The organism is Pseudoalteromonas sp. RWi3 (genome assembly GCF_054960735.1).
The window spans coordinates 133,521-152,444 of record NZ_JBHNYL010000001.1; the positions used below are offsets into that span (position 1 = coordinate 133,521).

The 18,924-nt window shown below is 37.5% G+C and carries 13 protein-coding genes and 1 pseudogene; 5 read left to right on the plus strand and 9 right to left on the minus strand.

Annotation, left to right across the window (positions count from 1 at the left end; all coding sequences use genetic code 11):
• Positions 1-321: 321 nt before the first annotated feature.
• Entirely contained in the window at positions 322-849 is a 528-nt protein-coding gene (locus ACFI4Z_RS00580; protein WP_462668900.1) for an outer membrane beta-barrel protein, read from the minus strand.
• A 540-nt stretch (positions 850-1,389) separates the two neighbouring features.
• Between ACFI4Z_RS00580 and ACFI4Z_RS00585 the strand changes: the two genes are divergently transcribed.
• Entirely contained in the window at positions 1,390-4,752 is a 3,363-nt protein-coding gene (locus ACFI4Z_RS00585) for a methyl-accepting chemotaxis protein (protein ID WP_462668901.1), read from the plus strand.
• A 413-nt stretch (positions 4,753-5,165) separates the two neighbouring features.
• Here ACFI4Z_RS00585 and ACFI4Z_RS00590 read toward each other — a convergent pair whose 3' ends face one another.
• Together ACFI4Z_RS00590 and ACFI4Z_RS00595 are read right to left on the minus strand one after the other, a co-directional pair.
• A complete protein-coding gene (locus ACFI4Z_RS00590) occupies positions 5,166-5,558 on the minus strand; it encodes a nuclear transport factor 2 family protein (protein ID WP_462668902.1) in 393 nt (130 codons plus the stop codon).
• A 1,128-nt stretch (positions 5,559-6,686) separates the two neighbouring features.
• Complete coding sequence (locus ACFI4Z_RS00595; RefSeq protein ID WP_462668903.1) at positions 6,687-8,741, minus strand: TonB-dependent receptor; 2,055 nt, start codon at positions 8,739-8,741, stop codon at positions 6,687-6,689.
• Between the two features lie 123 nt (positions 8,742-8,864).
• Here ACFI4Z_RS00595 and ACFI4Z_RS00600 point away from each other — a divergent pair, with 123 nt between their 5' ends.
• Genes ACFI4Z_RS00600 through ACFI4Z_RS00610 form a run of 3 tightly spaced genes read left to right on the plus strand, consistent with a single transcriptional unit; the run spans position 8,865 to position 10,992 of the window.
• Positions 8,865-9,128: a hypothetical protein gene (locus ACFI4Z_RS00600; protein WP_462668904.1), complete on the plus strand. Its 264-nt coding sequence runs from the start codon at positions 8,865-8,867 to the stop codon at positions 9,126-9,128.
• On the plus strand, positions 9,125-9,421 hold the full coding sequence (locus ACFI4Z_RS00605; RefSeq protein WP_462668905.1) for a hypothetical protein: 297 nt from the start codon (positions 9,125-9,127) through the stop codon (positions 9,419-9,421). Before ACFI4Z_RS00600 ends, ACFI4Z_RS00605 begins: the two co-directional genes overlap by 4 nt.
• Positions 9,418-10,992 (plus strand): PepSY-associated TM helix domain-containing protein, encoded by a 1,575-nt coding sequence (locus ACFI4Z_RS00610; RefSeq protein ID WP_462668906.1) that lies wholly within the window; start codon positions 9,418-9,420, stop codon positions 10,990-10,992. Before ACFI4Z_RS00605 ends, ACFI4Z_RS00610 begins: the two co-directional genes overlap by 4 nt.
• A 223-nt stretch (positions 10,993-11,215) precedes the next feature.
• Here the strand turns inward: ACFI4Z_RS00610 and ACFI4Z_RS00615 are convergent.
• From ACFI4Z_RS00615 to kwaA, 5 genes and pseudogenes are all read right to left on the minus strand, one after another.
• A pseudogene (locus tag ACFI4Z_RS00615) lies at positions 11,216-12,183 on the minus strand (transposase); the annotation flags it as partial.
• Between the two features lie 630 nt (positions 12,184-12,813).
• A complete protein-coding gene (locus ACFI4Z_RS00620) occupies positions 12,814-13,092 on the minus strand; it encodes a hypothetical protein (RefSeq protein ID WP_169328583.1) in 279 nt (92 codons plus the stop codon).
• A 207-nt stretch (positions 13,093-13,299) separates the two neighbouring features.
• Positions 13,300-14,820, minus strand: coding sequence for an SIR2 family protein (locus tag ACFI4Z_RS00625; RefSeq protein ID WP_462668907.1), 1,521 nt, complete (start codon positions 14,818-14,820; stop codon positions 13,300-13,302).
• 126 nt (positions 14,821-14,946) lie between these two features.
• Positions 14,947-15,924, minus strand: coding sequence for an anti-phage protein KwaB (gene kwaB / locus ACFI4Z_RS00630; protein WP_462668908.1), 978 nt, complete (start codon positions 15,922-15,924; stop codon positions 14,947-14,949).
• Complete coding sequence (kwaA, locus tag ACFI4Z_RS00635; protein ID WP_462668909.1) at positions 15,921-16,508, minus strand: anti-phage protein KwaA; 588 nt, start codon at positions 16,506-16,508, stop codon at positions 15,921-15,923. Before kwaA ends, kwaB begins: the two co-directional genes overlap by 4 nt.
• A 621-nt stretch (positions 16,509-17,129) precedes the next feature.
• Here kwaA and ACFI4Z_RS00640 point away from each other — a divergent pair.
• A complete protein-coding gene (locus tag ACFI4Z_RS00640) occupies positions 17,130-17,378 on the plus strand; it encodes a site-specific integrase (protein ID WP_462669351.1) in 249 nt (82 codons plus the stop codon).
• A gap of 244 nt (positions 17,379-17,622) precedes the next feature.
• On the opposite strand, the gene serS is transcribed toward ACFI4Z_RS00640, so the two are convergent.
• Positions 17,623-18,921 carry a serine--tRNA ligase gene (gene serS, locus ACFI4Z_RS00645; protein WP_462668910.1) on the minus strand — a complete coding sequence of 433 codons (1,299 nt, stop codon included), beginning with the start codon at positions 18,919-18,921 and terminating at the stop codon, positions 17,623-17,625.
• Between the last annotated feature and the right edge of the window lie 3 nt (positions 18,922-18,924).

The following is an 18,924-nucleotide window of genomic DNA, read 5'->3' on the forward strand; positions in this document are numbered from 1 at the left end:
AAACTATAAGAGATGAATACCCAATATAGTTTTATTATACGGTAACAACCAAGCAATGTTAACGAAGCTTAAAATTTGCAATTAAAAAGTATTGATACTGTTAATTTTTATAAGGCTAAACACTTATTTTGAACTCTCTGAGGGGGCTTGTTGGAAAGGTTTTACTTAATTACGGCACGCTAAAAATTCATTCGCTTTTTAGCGTGCTATGTCATTTGCAAAATATAGTAAAAGCTAATAAGAGTACAAAGCTTTAATTTTATTGCTGGTTGCTAAAGCATAAACTTGAGCCTACAAGTAACTTAGTTTAAAAATGATGTATTAAAAAGCAAAATCTAAACCCAGTGATAAAGGGTTTGCAGCCTGACTATTTACCTTACTTTCAAGGTATTCAACCTTAATACTAAAGCTTTGGGTAATGTTGTAACTCATACCAACACCATAGATTAAATCACTTACTGTGTTTTTGATTTGTACTGTAGGCGCTGCTTCTTTCCACCAGTGTGTTCTCTCTCCTTTTTCAGTCCACCACATATTGCCTAATTTTGCATAAATTGAAAAATCATTCACAGGATATTTGGCTAGCACTTCCGCTGAAAAAGCGTCAGCTTGTAACACGCCAGAGCCATCAAATGGAGAACTTTCACCTAAATTAAGGTAATTAAGCTCAAAAGAAAAGTGTCTATTTATTATATAGCCTGAATTAACTTTATACGTGTTGCTGTTTGCATCGTCATACCCAACAATACTTTTTGAAGCACCTACATAAATCGTTTTATCATCAGTTGCATTAACATTACAAGAAATGAGCAAAGCACTCGTTAAAACTATACCCGTTCGAACAATCATTCGTATCCCTGATTTTTGAAATCAATTAAAAAACATTAAAAAGTCTGTTACACAAATTAATGAAATAAACGCATAATTATAACCATGAAATACAGTCTAAGTAATAGTTGTATTAGCTCTGTAAGCTATTAATTTATATATATTTAAAACTAATACTAGCTTTGTTCAAATACTGACCACCATTCATCCACCTAATAAATTTAAAAACAAAACAATCCAGGCCTTTAAAACCGGAGACTACCTCTTAGCGACACTATTTGTTAAGGAAATAGCGAACTCAGCTTAGCTATTAACTAAACGTACAAATGCCCTTTGCCAGATTCCAACTGGGTCAGGTAATTAGTGTGCTTAATGTATCGTGCAACACATCCACTAATAATAGTTATACAAAACTGGAGCAAGCCTCACTTAAAGTGCAGTTATATTTTTATACAAAACTCAATTGCGAATATAAAAGAACAATCAAGCACTTTGATTTTATCGAAATACTAGGCTATCTCTTAATACTGCATCTTTATCGGTACAATCAGGAAGCTCAGCATGGATACTGACATTCATTCAATGAATATTTTCAAATCACTTAAGGCTAAACTCACCTCAGCCTTCACAATTATCTTACTCATTCTAGCTGGAATAGGATTGACGGCTTATCTTGCGTTAACATCCGCGGATGAAGGTTTTAAAGGCTATCGAGAGTTAGCTAGAGATTCTAACCTTGCAAGCACGTTACAGTCCAACATGCTGATGGTCCGTATGAACGTAAAAGACTTTCTACTTACTGGCAGTGATAAAGATATTAATGAATATAATCAGTATTTCAATAAAGTAGACATATTACTGAGTAAAGCTAAAAGCGAAATAAACAAACCTGAACGCGCGCAAATGATAGCTCTGCTAATTCAAGAGATTGATCAATATAATACTGCCTTTGAGGCAATAAAAGCATACCGAGTACAACGTAATGAATTGGTCTTAAATAGGCTAAACATTACAGGCCCTAAAATGGAACAAAAGTTAACACAGATCATGCAAAATGCTGAAAAGTCAAACAATATCCAACTCGCTTATTTTGCGGGCGAGGCAATGCGTAATCTGTTATTAGGCCGTCTTTATGTAACTAAATATTTAGAAAGTAATGATCTTTCTGCCTTTGATAGAGTTATTCAAGAGTTTTCGTTATTTGATGACAAACTTGTCGCGATAAACACCTCCAATATTAGCAAAACCAATCAAGTTCAACTAGATAATATAAAAAGTTTGCAAGCTGATTACGTACAAACTTTTAATAAAGTGCAAGATATAATCGTTGATAGGAACAATAAAGTAACAAATGTGTTAGATGTCATTGGGCCTCGTTTTGCATCCATTGTAAGAGATTTAAGTAATTCAGTAAAAACTGACCAAGATATTCTAGGACCACAACTAAAAGCTACCAATGAGAAAGCTGTTTCGAACATATTTATGATGTTTATAACAGCACTTCTCATCAGCTTCGCCATTGTCTTTTTCTTACTTAGAATCGTGATGAAACAATTGGGTAAAGACCCCAGCGAATTAGATAATATTGCTACAGCCATCTCTGAGGGAAATCTGGATCAAGAATATGATGAACATGCACCTCAAGGTGTATTCAAATCTATGCTTGAAATGCGAGAAAATCTTAAACTAATTAGAGAGAAAGAACAGCAAGATAGACGTGTTGCACGTGTTAATGCACGTATAAAAAGCGCTCTTGATAACGCCAACTCCAATGTCATGATCACAGACAAAAGCCATAAAATCATTTACTTGAATGGTGCTATTCAAACTATGTTTATGCAAATTGAGTCTCAACTTCAAAGCGAACTACCCAATTTTAGTGCCGCGCATATAATTGACACAAATATCGCCTCCTTAATGCCCTACTTTGAGCAAAAATTAAATCAAATTGAAAACTTAACAGATACCATTGAAGAACAATTTATTGTAGCTGATAGAACCTTCTATTTAGTAGCCAGTGCTGTAATTGTTGATCAACAGCGAGTAGGCACAGTGTTTGAATGGCAAGATAAGACAGAAGAGCTCGCTGAAGCGGCAGAAAAAGCACGCGTCGCATCAGAAAATGCGCGAGTAAAATATGCATTAGATGGCTCTTCTGGTCAGGTTATGATTGCTGATACTCAATTAAATGTTATCTACCTTAACGACTCTCTCATCAATATGTTTTCAATTGCGAGTGAAGACATCAAACGGGCAAACCCTCAATTTAATCCAAATGCAATTGTGAATAATAAAGTGGATACTTTTTTTGCACATTTCACAAATCAATTAAATAAGTTTAAATCTCTAACCGCCAGTGTTGAAACAGAATTTGAACTTGCAGGTAGAACTTTTGCAGTGATCGTAAGCCCAGTCAGTGTGGACAATGAACGTGTAGGCACTGTTTTAGAATGGCAAGATAAAACTCAATGGCTTGCCCAAGAAAGAGATAAAGCACGTATCGCGGCTGAGAATGCCCGTGTCCGATATGCATTAGATAGTGTGTCTGGCAACGTTATGATTGCAAATAAAAATCTTGAGGTCATTTATGCAAACCAAGCTTTAGAAAATACCATGCGAAGTGCTGAACAAGATATACAAGAGCGTACCAAACAATTTACTGCTGATAGCCTCATCGGTTTTCCTGTCGTTGAATTTTACCTTGAACCAAAGCAACAACAAGATTTATTTAATAACCTAACTCATGCTGACAATAGCACCGAGTTTATGGGTAAACGAGTCTTCTTGGTCACCTCAAACCCTATCTTCGTTGATGATGTAAGAATTGGAACGGTATTAGAATGGGTAGATAGGACTGCTGAAGTAACTATCGAAAAAGAAATCGATAACCTTGTGCAGTCAGCAGCACAAGGCGACTTGAGCCAAAAGCTATCACTACAAGGAAAGTCAGGATTCTTTGAAAAACTAAGTCACGGATTGAATGGCTTAGTCTCTACTGTTGAAGTTGCCCTTGATGATGTAACTAAAGTTTTAAGTGCATTAGCTAAAGGTGACTTAAGTAAGCGTATTACAAATGATTATGCGGGCTCATTCGGTCAGCTCAAGCAAGACACCAACAGCACCGCCGATAAATTGACCGAAGTAATTAAAAACATTACTCATGCTTCTGGAAGTATTTCTCAAGGCGCAAATGAAATTGCTCAGGGCAATGCCGATTTGAGTCAACGAACAGAAGAACAAGCCAGTAGCCTAGAAGAAACCTCTGCCAGCATGGATGAGGTAACCGAAATTGTTAAGCAAAGTTCAACAAAAGCAGAACAGGCAAATGCACTATCAATGACCGCTGAAGATAAAGCAAGTCATGGTGGTGAAGTTGTCGAGCTGGCTGTTGAAGCAATGCGTGAAATAAATGAGTCTAGTAAGCAAGTCACCGAGATCATCAGTGTGATTGACGAGATTGCTTTTCAAACTAACTTATTAGCATTAAACGCTGCAGTAGAGGCCGCCAGAGCCGGTGAGCAAGGCCGTGGTTTTGCAGTTGTAGCCGGAGAGGTCAGAAATTTAGCCCAGCGCTCCTCCAATGCTGCACGTCAAATTAAAGACCTTATAAGAGATAGTCAAACTAAAGTAGAAGAAGGTACAAACTTAGTGAATCGCTCGGGTAACACGCTTAGTGAAATAATAGAAGCCACTAGTAAAGTACGACTTATGATGGCTGAAATTGCGCAATCAGCAAGAGACCAATCAGAAAGCATCATGCAAATTAACACTGCAATAACACAAATGGATCAGATGACACAGCAAAATGCGGCATTGGTTGAAGAAGCAGCCGCCGCAGGCGAAGCTATGGCTGAGCAAGCACAAATGATGAACCAGACAGTCGATTTTTTCTCATCATCAGCCTCTATTGATCATAATCAATAACATCACCCTACTCGCTTAGTAACGGATGCTCAGCTTGACTTGATACTAACCCAGTCAATAGGCTGCATTTGCAGCCTATTTCTTTGAGACTAAGGTGTAAAAGCATACATATTTATGGCTAGCTGTATATTTAGCGTACAACCTTATACCAGCCATCTAGGTCTTGGCGGTACAGCAAAACCGTCTTTTGAAAATGATATCTTGCCAATTTGATAACAGTAAAAAGTTACTATAGGTTAAAAGCGAGATAAAGTGTAACGTCAATACCTAAAAAGAATAACTCGACGGTCTCATCGCCTAACTAACCAGTGAGATTTGCTAGCACCTCGTTTTGCGTGTTTATGCAAAAGCTTGACTAAAGTCGCGCCAAGAAAGGTATATCATTGTATAAACTCTTAACAAGCCGTGCGTTACTAGTTAGTGTCATCAAGATTACTCTGCTCATCTGATGACAAAATATCGCGTACTTTTGTGCTATCATAGAAAGACTGAATCTCCTTGATTTTGTCATCCTCGACACTAATCCAGTCACAGGAAGCGATTACTCCTTTAGGCGTTAGATTTTCAAACCAGATTGCCGCTTGAGTATCACCTGCAACAACCTCTTTAATCTTAAGTTTTTGCACGCTTTTTCGGGCCATAGGTTCCACAATTTCAAGGTAATGGTCACGTCCCACAAGACGGCCAAAGGGGCTCGTGTGCACAAAGTCAGTGGCAAGGTTAACCCTCAGCCACTGAATATCCATTCTGATCCACGCTTCGAGCCAACCTATGGCCAGCTTTTTAGTTTGTGTTTTCATGGGCATCAACGCCTTTTTCTATATCGCCTCTGCTAGCTATTGGTCTCGGCTAATGCGAGCGATTCCAAGTCCTGCCAGCGTATTCATGGGGACTCCTGCTTTGTTAGTATTGCTATATATGCGACCGATAAAATAGGATTACCATCTAGGTAAGTAATCGAAAAGCTAGATAGGCCTTTTTACCCAGCGATATGTTATTTATTTCAATACCTTGCGGCTCCCACTACTCAATTAGCTGGCGTACATCATCATACGAAGCAACATCTTCAGCATTCTGCTCACATCCAGGATTAAATGTTAGTATGTTCTTTTCAAACATACCGTGGAACAAACTAACATTTGTATCCCCCACATTTAATTATCAAAAAACATGAAATTAACTACCAGAAAATGCTTTAAATCCTATTTTTTGTAAAAGGCTTTTGGGTTTTTCACAGACAAACTTACTGAAAAAACCTAATTTCATAAATTTTCCATAGCCACAGTATTGAATACCAAGACCTGGTAATTATATAGAAAGCTTCTCGAGTTTTTCGATACAGTTGTGTTGACCAAAACATAAACAGTATCATAAGGAGCTTAGTATGAAACTATAGGGTGGAATTGACTTAGATTCAAATAATAGTGTTTACGCTAACATTAATAAATAAGCCTCAACGCTTGTAGCAAAGCATTTAAATAATGACTTGTCATTTTATCTTTAATAACCCTTTTATAGGGGGAAGTTAAAAGAGATTGTTGTTGAATTACCCCTTGTTAGTATTGGTTTGTCGATTCTTAAATGAATATTGCATTCAAACTTTATTTAGCAAATCCCACTGCAATTGCACAACATTCAATATTAAAAAAAGTTGATGACCTTAGCAACGTATGTCCAACAAATGAAGTGAAACCATATATTAAAAAGACGCAATATTAGTGGACCGATTATTAAGTATTAGCAATTAAATAGTGAGTCAAATAAAGGATAATAAACCGATAAACATAACAAGCAGACAAGAAATTTCTTGCCTATTTATTATACCCATGCCACCTCAAGAGCATTAATTCTGCATTTCACAAGTGTAAGTGCCTGTGAAGCGCCCTGGGTTGGTTTAAAATACGCTCGCATTTTGAGGTAACTGGGTATATTTACTAGAAACGATATGTGACTGAAGCACCAAACGTTTGTGGATTTACAACGGCTACATAACCTGTAGGATACCAATTACTTGCGGGTTCAACAGTTGTATAGCCGTTTTCGTCAAAAGCATTGTTAATATATGCACTGATTAACCAGTTTTCAGTGTCATAACTTATAGTTGCACGAGTGATGGTGTAATCGCCAGCAATACGCTCTTCAGTGTTGCTTAAGTCTCCATAATATTCATCTACGTAGTTTGCACTAATATTCACTTTAAAGTTATCGGTGAACCAATGAGACACCCCTAAGCTTGCTGTAAATGCAGGCGCAGAGTTAAGCTCATTTCCCACGGCTTCAGCATAATTTTGCGATGTATCTATTTTTGTTTTCAAAAGACCCAAAGCACCATGCAGCTGCCATTGATCTGTCAACATGCTGTAAGCTTCAACCTCTAAACCATAGCTATGTGCATCATCAATATTTGTAATTTTACGCTGTGAACTTAATGCTTGATAGCCATCAAAATTATTATAGAACACGTTAGCACTAATATTAATATCACCATTATCTAATACACTTCGCGCGCCAACTTCATATGTATTAACTGTTTCTTCGTCATAGTAATAATATGCTTGTCCAGTGAAATCAAGCGCGCCACCACCAGCGTTATAACCTCGGCGAACACTAGCAGATAATGTTGTTTGTTCACTTGCTCTATATTGCACTGCTAAGGTGGGTAACCTTAGAGTATTTGAGTTATCTAATTGCTCAACGAGCGTATCACCGCGAAACGCCATGCTAAAGTTTCGAATCTGTTCCTCGCGCTCAATACGTAGACCGCCTGTTAGTGTTAATTTGTCAGTTAAATTAAAGTTTACTTCGCTATATATTGCTGAAGAATCACTGCTGTCATCTCCAAAATAGTTTGTTGATCCAACACTCATAAAATCTTGATCACGGTCAAAATAAGCCAAACCAACAAAGCCAGAATAGAAATCACTCGTTAAACCAAAGTTTAATTTCCCGTCTATTGTGATATTTTTTTCTTTCATATCAACATCAGATTCATCTGCTTTGAGTGGTTCGTATGCGTCAACACTCCACTCATAGTCCATATACGCGACAAGTAAATCAACCGAGAAATTAGGGTTAATTTTATATTCTAAATCTACTTGCGTCGTATCAGAGCGTGTATTCATAATTCGCTGAAATACTGGGGTGTATTCTGTTGGTTCATCAGCTTCAAAATACTTTCGTCCTGAGTTACCTTTCTCACTATAATTTGAATAACTTAACTCTACTGACAAGTCCTCAAAAGGGGTATAAAGTAGTTTTGCTCTGGTACTCGATGTGTTTAGTTGATTCAACTCATCTTCTGTGGGGTTTGTGTTATGCACTTTCGGGTTACTGAACGACTCACCATCAATGTACTGGGTAGATAAACGAAATGCCAGCACGTCCTCAACAAGTGCACCGGAAACAGCAGCGGCTGTATCTAGGTAGCTATCCTGGTTGCGATAACCGACACGAACTGCTCCTTCAAAGTCTTGGGTCGGAGCCTTGGTTGTCATGTATACTGCACCGGCTATACTATTACGGCCATTACTTGTTGATTGAGGGCCTCGATATACCGCGATTTGCTCCATATCCCATAAACCTGAGTCGCCAGTTAAATCAGCAACAAAAGGCTGGCTAACACCATCAATTAAGGTTGAAACTCGCGCTTTTGCCCCTCCTGTGAATGAGTTAAACCCCGTCGCACCACCGTTCCCCGAAACTCCGCGCATGTCAGGTACAGAGCCTGTTAATACGACTACATTCGCCATATCTGCTATTGCATCTGAAATAGAAGAAAGTTGCCCATTTTCCAATAAGGACTGGTCAACCACTGCCACAGAAGTAAGTGTATCTTTAAGTGATTTGTCTACTTTCTCGCCTGTAACAACAATGGTTTCCATGGATTTTCGATTACTTTCGTCATCATCAGCAAATACTTGCGAGTGAGTTAACATAAGCGATGTTGCAATAAATAAAGAAAGTTTGTTGAGTCTAAGTGATGCCGCCAAAGGTATTTCCTTTTTTTTGAACAGTTATAAATTGCGCGAAAAAGTAGCACAGCAAATAACTTATTGCAATTGCATTTGATTATCATTTAGAATATCACAACCATTTCCTTTTAGTTATTTGATATGCTTCAACTTACCGTCATAATTATTTTACTTATTGCTGTAGTCTTACTTTATGGCAGTAATAAGCATCAGCGTTTATTAAATAAAAAAGCGCCTACATCAGTAAGACACTTTGCTTGGCTGCTTATTCTAATTTCATTGATCATTGCTTTTTATGCTTTAGACACCACTGCAGCGATTTTCTTTAGTATTTTCATTTTGATGCTCACGCTAATGATTATTCCATTTATTAGTTTATTAAATACCAAGGAGAATAATAAATGACTGATAGCTTGAGAAATAAACAACAACCCACGTGGTTAGGTAAAAGTTTAGCTGGCGCAATACTAGGGTTATTACTCGCATTTATTTTAATGGCGCTATTTGCCTGGTATGGGCCTGACGGTATAGATGCTAGAGATAAAGTGCAATTTAACATGTGGATGATCCCACTTCTGTGGTTAACAATATTCAGTTTTACCTACTTATTTAATTCAAGTAAACAAGCTTGGGCTGTATTAGGCAGCTTAAATATTGTTTTATACACCTTATTCTATTTTTTGCGGGGCGGGTTATGAAAGTAAGATCGGATATTTTACGCACCTATCAAGGGGTACACACATGGACCGGTATTATCGCTGGTTTAGTTTTATTCATCGGCTTTTATGCTGGTAGCTTAACAATGTTTAAGTATGAGATTCAACAATGGGCTGAACCAACAAAGATGCCTGTTACTATCCCCTCTGTAGCTAACTACCAAAGCCTAGTAAACAAAGCGGTTGAACAATACCCTGAACAGATGAGTGCTGGATTTGAGCTAGATTTGCTCACTCATGATTCGCCTTTATCTTGGTATACACAAGGCCAAGCAAGGGGCATGCATTTAGATAATCAAATACAAAATGTTCATTTAGATGAACAAAACAAATTAATAATTACCGAGCAAACAGAACATAAGCTTGCCGACTTAATTGATTACTTGCACCGCACGGCAGGGTTTGTAGGTGAGATTGGCCATGATCAGTCTGGAGTCTATATTTTAGGTATTGCTGCAGGGCTCTATTTTTTAGCCCTTGTTTCAGGCGTTATTATTTTACTGCCTACCTTGGTCAAAACATTTTTTGCACTACGTAAAGAAAAAGGGCCCAGCCGCTTTTGGCTAGACAGCCATAATTTAGTTGGTATAGCTAGTTTGCCGTTCCATTTGATTATAGCATTCACTGTTGTGGTATTTGCTTTTCATGATTTTATTTACGATGGATTAGCGCAGTTTTATGGTGATAAACCCTTGTTTGAACGTACGCCACCCGCTGCACAGGCTTATAATATTAGTGATCTTAAAACTATTGATACACAAATTATTGCTGCTAAAAATTATGCGTCTGGCTATCAACCAATTCATATTAGCTACAGCCGACTAAACACAGCAACACCTTCAGCGGTCTTTAAAATGAGTAACGATTCTGCTGTAGTTCGTGGGCCAGATACTGACTATTTATTTATGAATCCATACACGTTAGAGATTGATGGCTCGACTTACCCTCAAGGTGAAGACAGCTTTTATGGCAACCTTGTATCAAGTATTTTCTCGCTACACTTTGGTACTTATGGCGGTGAATGGGGGCGTTGGGGCTATTTTATCATGGGTTTGTTTGGTGCATTCCTTTTTTATTCAGGTAACCTACTATGGCTAGACAAACGGATGAAAAAAGATGCAAATAAAACCAGTACTCTGGTTATGGCAAAATTAACCATCGGTGTTTGTTTAGGTTCAATACTTGCGGTTACTGCGGTGTTATTATTAGCGAAATGGTCACACTTATTGACTGGTAATATTAATAACCATTATATGCTTTGCTATTACTTGGTATTTTTTATCACGCTTGCTTATACCTTTAAACAAGGCACAAACAAAGCGAGTTACAGCATTCTGACTTGCTTGGCCTTTATTACAGCATGTTTACCTGTATCAAGTATCATTCAAGGTATTAATAAATTAGAGCTACTACCTTACTATGAAGGTTATATTGTTGATATTACAGCAGCTGTGTTTGCGATTGTATTTTCTTTAATGTCTAAACACTTTAAGCATAAGCCCACAAAAAACAAAGTGATTGTTGATAAAAATAATTTAGAATTAATCAATTAGCCTTATACTTAGACTACCTCAATAAAAATACTCTACTTTGGGTAGTCTAAATTTAAAACTAAGTCTTACCAAACACTAATAAAAAAGAATTTTAGCAAGACACCCACTTCAATTTAAATAAATGGCGCTACAAAATTAAGTTTATAAACTAAATCTTTACGCTCATCCCTTTGTAAAACTAACTTATGTTTAAAAATAAATAAATTTCATTACTAAATAAACAAGACAGCCATTTTAATAAAGGTAAATGTGTGCTTTCACTATACCCGCGTTTGCCTTCTCGTAAACAACGCCCTGTTAATTCAACTAGTTCAAGGTAGGACTTGAGCTCAAACGGCAGCCCTTTTAGCATGATTTGGCGTGGTAAGCCTGCAAAACGTAATAAACTTTTAGGGTGCTGGCTACCTTAGCTCTAATCGGATGTAAATCTACATACGCCATGCAAGCAGCTAGTGAGGATTCGTCTAGCAAGGCCTGTGATTTAAAGCGCCCTTCCCACAAAATTGTAAGTAACAACTTTGAACGCCTTAGGCGGCCCGAAGGGTGAGCGCCATGGATGGCAGCGAATAAAACCTGCCTGTGCAGTTATCTTCTTTATTCGCTTTACGGGCAATATCTTCATTTAGCAACCGCATAAACCAGCTAATACTTGATAAGCGTTCGCGATACTGTTTGACCGTTAGATTAAAAAAGATAAGTTCTGATTTACTTAGCTTTTCACCTTGTACGTATTTTTGCGTTAGCAAGGTGCCTTTACACAGTTTATGCCAGCGAATAACATCGCTTTGTCATTTAGCCGAATCGCTTTTTTATCATCTACATACAGGACTAAATGGGTGTACTTCAGGCGTCCTGCCTTTCGCCCTTCTGGCCAGCTGCGCTGTTGTTAAATGTTCCTAACATTTTGCTGGTTACTCATTACAGCATAAGCACACACTTCAATACAAAATACCTTGGCTAACTCTAACACTTTATCTTCAACCCAAGATCTACAGTACTCGTAGGATTGGCCTATATAGTGGTCTTCGCCACATAAAAATGCGCGCCGAACGCAACGTGAAATACAGTGACCAAATTTTAGGGATAAATTTGGAACAGCTAATGCTGGGCCGAAGGCTAAAAACCAAGGAGGGTTTTTATAAAGTATTTTGTATCTGCCAAACTTACTTGACGTTTTCTTGCAGTAGCCATATTCCACCTGTTTAATGTTGATACTAATAAAACGTTAGTAAAAAATTGAGGAAGTTCAAACTTTATGATGAGTGTCTTCTTTATTTCTCTCTAACTGGATATAAGGCTGAACATTAATCAATAGGGTGAGTTAATAGCCAACAAGGTTTAACCTGATTATATGCCTACAGACCTAAGCCACTTGCCTTGATTAGACGCTCAGTACGCGTGCATTAATACAATAAACAAAGTCACTTACACCTGACTTGATAACTGCGTTACGCACCTAAATCTAACTGGAGCACAATGATGAAGCCAGCCGCCTTGAATAGTGCCATGATTAGGTTAACCGATGAATGTCTCGGCTCTGGCATCCTGCTTCGCTCTACCTTCTAAATCCATTTAGTCGTAGCGCCCAGCAACCCCAAAAGGATATGGGAAAAAACTGGCTGCGATGAGATCGCAATAAGAGATTACTGCGTAACGCACCCTAAATGTGTTTGCCGTAAGCTACTTGCTTAACAGCCGCATCGACAAACGAAGTAAACGAATTTGTTTATTGATTTAGAATTGACCGTCAATGTATAAAAACGGTCAAAAAGAATACTAGTGCCTATTGACAGAGTTAAGGCTCATATGTGTTATAAGCCCTTAACACATTGAATCAAAGAATATTTCAGAGTAGCACTCACTTGAAATACCTAATGTGAAGTTACCGAATTCAGTTTGATTAGTATCATTTTCTTCGACCCACAATCTATCCGCTTCTAACAAGTCACTGATGTTATCAGTATCACGTATGCCCTTGAGTACAACATTTAGATTCTCAGCTTCATCATTGAATGAAAACGTAATCTCGAATTCGCTTCCAACTCTTTTTACGTGTACTTCATTTACAATGACATTTTGATACGTATGGTTAAGTTTCACCGAATTCCCTTTGGGTTTATAACGAGGCTGTAGAATAACTCCAACAGCCAAATTCAATTAAAAAACGAGCTCCTGTAATTAACTCTAAGCGCTTTTAAAGCATTAGGTAATGCATTTGGAACCCATAAAACAGGCTGATTTTCTTTAAAAAGAGCAATTCTACAGCCTCAACGCCGCATTCAGCGGCTTGTCCGCTGAAATGCTTTGTTAGTTTTCATGTCTGGCAACTGTTTTAATTATTTCAGGAATGTCATCATAATTTTCATACCAAATAATTGTAACGCCCAACTCCTTCATTAGCTCTTCGTTTAGGGTATGGTGGCGCTCTAAAAACTTTTCAGCAGAATCAATGTTATCTATAACTTTAGACTTTTTACCTGCCACAGTTTCATAACAGAACTCGCTTGAAGAAAGCCTTTTCATAAAAGCGAAGTGTTTGCTTCGCTCAATATTCTTTGAAGAAATATCTAGCAATCGTCTAAGGTTAGGGTCAGTCATCGACAAGCCTACCATTAAACAGTTACTTTCTCTGAAGGAATTCAACTGCACAAGATTTGACCAGTGATATGAATCGGAATAAATCTGGTGATAACCCTCTTCGGAAAATACTAATGTTGAATTATCTAAACCATCATAGGACTTTCGATCTTCTGGTAAGAATCCGTGGACGTGATAAACAGGAAGCTCATCTGGATCATAACTCTCATTATCGGTGTATATACATCTATACATGATTGAGTTATTACTCAGCTGTCTCTCTAGTAAATCATCAAAGTTATAAGTTACTACCGATTTTACTTTGGCCCCTGTCCGTCGAGGCAAACACATTGACGCAATTGACTTAATAAGCTCTGAGTCTATAGGAAACTTAGTATTACGTAGCTTATATAGGTTTTTGGTAACAGCATCTATAAAGTCCCTAGCTTCACCGTCACTTTTTGACAGCCCTTTCCGAAGATATCTAGCAGCCATTAAGGCCGAAGGCTCATCTATGCTGTTAAGTCTAGCAACTAAATCACTTATATCTTTATCGCCCATTGCACCATCACCATCGAACTCCTGTGTTAGATAAGTGACGAATAAAGAATTTAGGAGGGTATTCCAATCAGGCATTCCTGCACTACTTGATACGCCTGCACCAAGAAATAAAGAGAATTGTCCCTTTTTATAACAAGATTTTAAGTTATCAATTATTTCTTCTCGATCTTGCCTCCAGTCTCTTACTGGTTTGGATATTGCTGAAGAAAGCCTTAAGGCGAATAGATTGTTCGCTATTTTATTTACTAATTTTCTATGTTTTGAGGCAATCCGATTTAAGTCTGACGGCCCCCAAATTAAAACTTTAAAAGGAAATTGATTTCGTTCTATTTCTTCATAGAATCTATGTAAAAATTTATCGGGAATTGGCTTAGCAGAAATTATCAGAACATACTCGAATTTATTTTCAGTATATTCATTTATAAATCTATACAACGACCTCTCAACAAACTGCCGAATTGGAAGCCTTGATAGATTAAATTTTATTTCAATTAATGTTGCACCATCAAACTGATCAAAGCCCTCAGGTGCAAACGCATCGCCAAATCGTGCTAATTCAGTCGATAATAGAAATTGCTTACCTTGATTTTCGATGTGGTATTTTAATAGATGCTGCACAAAGGTCTCGAAAGAGTAATAACTCTTTGGTCCGCCTTCATCTATCCCTGCAATTATGTCATCGATTATCATTTTCACTCAGATCCTTAGGAAAACTAACGCTTTGCTAAGCGGCAATAAAATAGCTGGCTAAAATTAGCGAGGAACGAGCAAAAGCCAGCTGTTTTTTGTCCGTTTAAGCAACTTGTTAGAGCACCATTACGCCGCATTTTCAGCCGCTTCTTCTTCAATATTGTCCTTTGCTACACTCTCATAATATTTCTTAGTTAATTCAGATTGTAAGAAATCGTCGTTTAATAGTTTAAGAAATAAATTTTGAGATTTTTTAGTTTTCAAATCAAACTGGGAGCCGTCGGTACTATATTTAAACTTACCTTTTAACGCAGGGTGAGTATTGGTAAAAGATAATATTTCACGATTAGGTATTACTGATAAAACAGGTGATTGACTAGCCGATTTAACCAGCTTTCGCGAAAAAGTTATATCATCAAGACGAGATTCAAATACACCGCAATCCATTACTAAATCAGATGATTTAATATTCTCTACACCCTGTGTAGCAATGTTTTTAATGGCATCATGGAAACCGAAAAATCTCTCTAATGCCTTAATGTCGAGGATGTAATATATACCATTCAATTTGATAAACTGAAACTTGGGATCAATTTTAAGAATATCTTGATCTAGTTTCTGAAATCTATTTGAACCTCGCATCTTAGTAAGGCTAAAGCCGCTATCTTTTTGTAATAATGTTATAGGGTAGTGGTGTTTATAAATGGCAAGTTGAACGTCTTGATTACCAATTAAAATAAGCACACCTTCAAGTTGTTTTAATGAGTCATCACTAAATGAAAAAGGATCAAATTTCTCACTTTCAATTATTTTTTTTAAATTCGACAGTTCATCAGGAATATCATCTAAATCATACTCGTATAAAGCATTTTTTCTGTCATCTGCACTTGATATTGGAATCAGTGAAAGATCATCATTAAGGAGAATATTATTACTCAATGACTCCGTAAACATTTCTGCCAATTTAGTCTGATCTTCTTCATTAATATCAACAGACTTAACACACATGCCTTCATCGCCATCTAACAGAAAGAAAAATTCAGCAGAACATCCTTTCGCTGTTATAACCGATGAAATTTCTTCCTTTAAGTTTTCAATAGTCATTCGACTTTCCTCGCAAAATATACTTTATTATCTAATTCTAATGTTTTTAATTGATCAAGTTCACTTAACCTATCTTTTGTAATTACAACAATATTTTCTTTTATGCCGGTTCTTGTCTTAACTGTCACTTTGTATAATCTAAAACCTAAAACGGCAAGAGTCGGGTTGGCATAAAATTTATCTGTTTTTACATAAATAATACCGATGACAATTAATAAAAAGGCTAGAGCTATCAAATACCTTGTACTTGTTAGGTTAAAACAAATTAAAGGGATTATATAAGTAGTTAGGAATGTAAGATGCTCGTAATTCAGGTCTTCAATATCTGTAATTTCAACGGGTAATTTCTTACTACCTGAAACTCTGTAATCAAAGCGATAATAAAAAATAACCCCGAATAAAACCAACAGCAAAGAAATAGCAGGAACTATGTTCTTTTTAATAACGTCCCAAAACCCAATGAATTGGCAGTTATCACCAAAGCACATAGGAATATCTACAGTGATCACAATGATTAAGAAAAACAGGAACCAAAGTGACATTATGTATAATTCGAATTTGTCCCAAATCTCGCCAAACTTCATATGTTCATCCATGCTTGATTACTGGTGCTCTAACGACACGTTAAGCGGCAAAAAGTTGTTGGCTAAAATTGTGAACGGAGTGAAACAGCCAACTGTTTTTTGTCCGTTTGAACGCCTTGTTAGCAGCAAATTAATGCCAAGTACATTACTAGCAGTAACTTAACTAACCATTTTATATAAGAAAAATACAAAACCTACAAACGCTGAGAGAAAAATCGTTACCATTATTGTTAAAGTTTTAGATTTACGCATTGAGTTTAATAATGCTAATTCGGTATGTGGTGTGAATAAGTCAATAACTCCATAAGAATGACGACCCTTTGATGGCTTTTTTTCCATGTAGATTTAAATATCCTATACGTTTGATTGTGCTGCTAACAACTTATTGAACACCATTTTGGTGGTTTATAACACCCCAAAACGGCGTATATTACATTGCTCCATAATTCCACTAAACTAATCCAATGTAAACAGACAATTACGCATGTTATAAAATTACCGCTGCTAAAATACACCAAAACGACTTTTAATAATGTTATTGGACAAAACACAAACAACTGTCTATACACACAGTGTAATTTGAAAAATTAAATATTATTTATGAAATCTCTTTTTTTAAGCATGATTAAAGATCATATGTATAGCAAGCGGTATGCAAAGAGCACTATTGAAGCTTATCTGTTTTGGATAGCTGCCTATACCCGTTTTAATAATATGCAACATCCAAGCACTATGGGAGACACTCAAGTGGAATTATATTTAAACCATTTAGTAAACTCGCAAAATGTAGCGCAAGGCACACAAGCACAGGCATTGAATGCGCTAAGTTTCTTATATAAATTTTACGCACTAAAGCACGCCTACAGATGAGCTTGATCCATCATGGCAAACATTATCTCCATATCAGCGTCGGCAAATCATGGCTAAAGCCTATTCCTACGCAGTGAGCTTCACACCGAGTTAATCTCACTGCTCGCTAACTTTACTCTCGCTAACTTGCTAACTTGCTAACTTGCTAACTAAAAAACCCTAAATAAAAAAAGCCGCTGTATGTAACAAACAGCGGCTTTTCTTCTTAAAGCTTAAAACTTACAGCTCTATAGCTTAAATGAACTTATTTAATCACTTCAAGTCCACCCATGTAAGGGCGAAGTACTTCTGGAACTACAACTGAACCGTCGGCTTGTTGGTAGTTTTCAAGTATTGCTACTAGCGTACGACCAACCGCTAAACCTGAGCCGTTTAATGTGTGCAGTAATTCTGGCTTTTTCTCACCTTCGCGGCGAAAACGTGCCTGCATACGGCGCGCTTGGAAATCATGCATGTTAGAACAAGATGAGATTTCACGGTACGTATCTTGTGCCGGTAACCATACTTCTAAATCGTAGGTTTTTGCAGAGCCAAAGCCCATATCGCCCATGCATAAAATCACTTTACGGTATGGCAATTCTAATGCTTGTAAGATTTGCTCAGCGTGACCTGTTAACTCTTCGAGTGCTTGCATTGAATCTTCAGGTTTTACTAGTTGTACAAGCTCTACTTTATCAAACTGATGCTGACGGATAAGACCACGGGTATCACGGCCGTAACTGCCCGCTTCACTTCTAAAACATGGCGTGTGCGCGGTTAAACGAATTGGTAAGTCTTTTTCGTCGTAAATTTCATCACGAGCACTGTTCGTCAGCGGTACTTCTGCAGTTGGAATTAAGCTAAAGCCTTCTTGCTCTTCGCCATCATCGTTTACAAGACCTTTAGTGTGGAATAAGTCTGCAGCGAATTTAGGTAATTGGCCTGTGCCGTAAAGGCTGTCGCGGTTAACTAAGTACGGCACGTACATTTCTGTGTAGCCGTTTTTATCCGTGTGGGTGTCTAGCATAAATTGTACTAACGCACGGTGCATGCGAGCAGTTGCGCCGCGCATAACCGTAAAGCGAGAACCGGTGATCTTAACACCCATTTCAAAATCTAGGCCGTTTAGGTCTTGGCCTAAATCAACGTGATCTTTAACTGCAAAATCGTACTTTTTAGGTTCGCCCCATGTTGAAATTTCAACATTTTCAGACTCATCGCTTCCCGCTGGTACTGATTCATCAGGCAAATTAGGGATAGCTAATGAGATTTGCTTAAGCTGCTCTAATATTTCATCTTGCTCAGCTTTAACGCTATCGAGCTGGGCACCTAGGCTGCTTACTGCATCAAGTAATGGTTGTGCGTCTTCGCCTTTTGCTTTTGCTTGGCCAATCGCTTTGGAGCGGCTGTTACGCTCACTTTGTAGTTCTTGTGTTTTTACTTGCAGTGTTTTGCGTTTTTCTTCAAGTGCGCTGACAGTCGCTGTATCAAGCTCGTAGCCACGTGCTGCTAAGCGCGCTGCTGTTTGTTCGATATCTTGACGTAATAATTTAGAATCTAACATGTT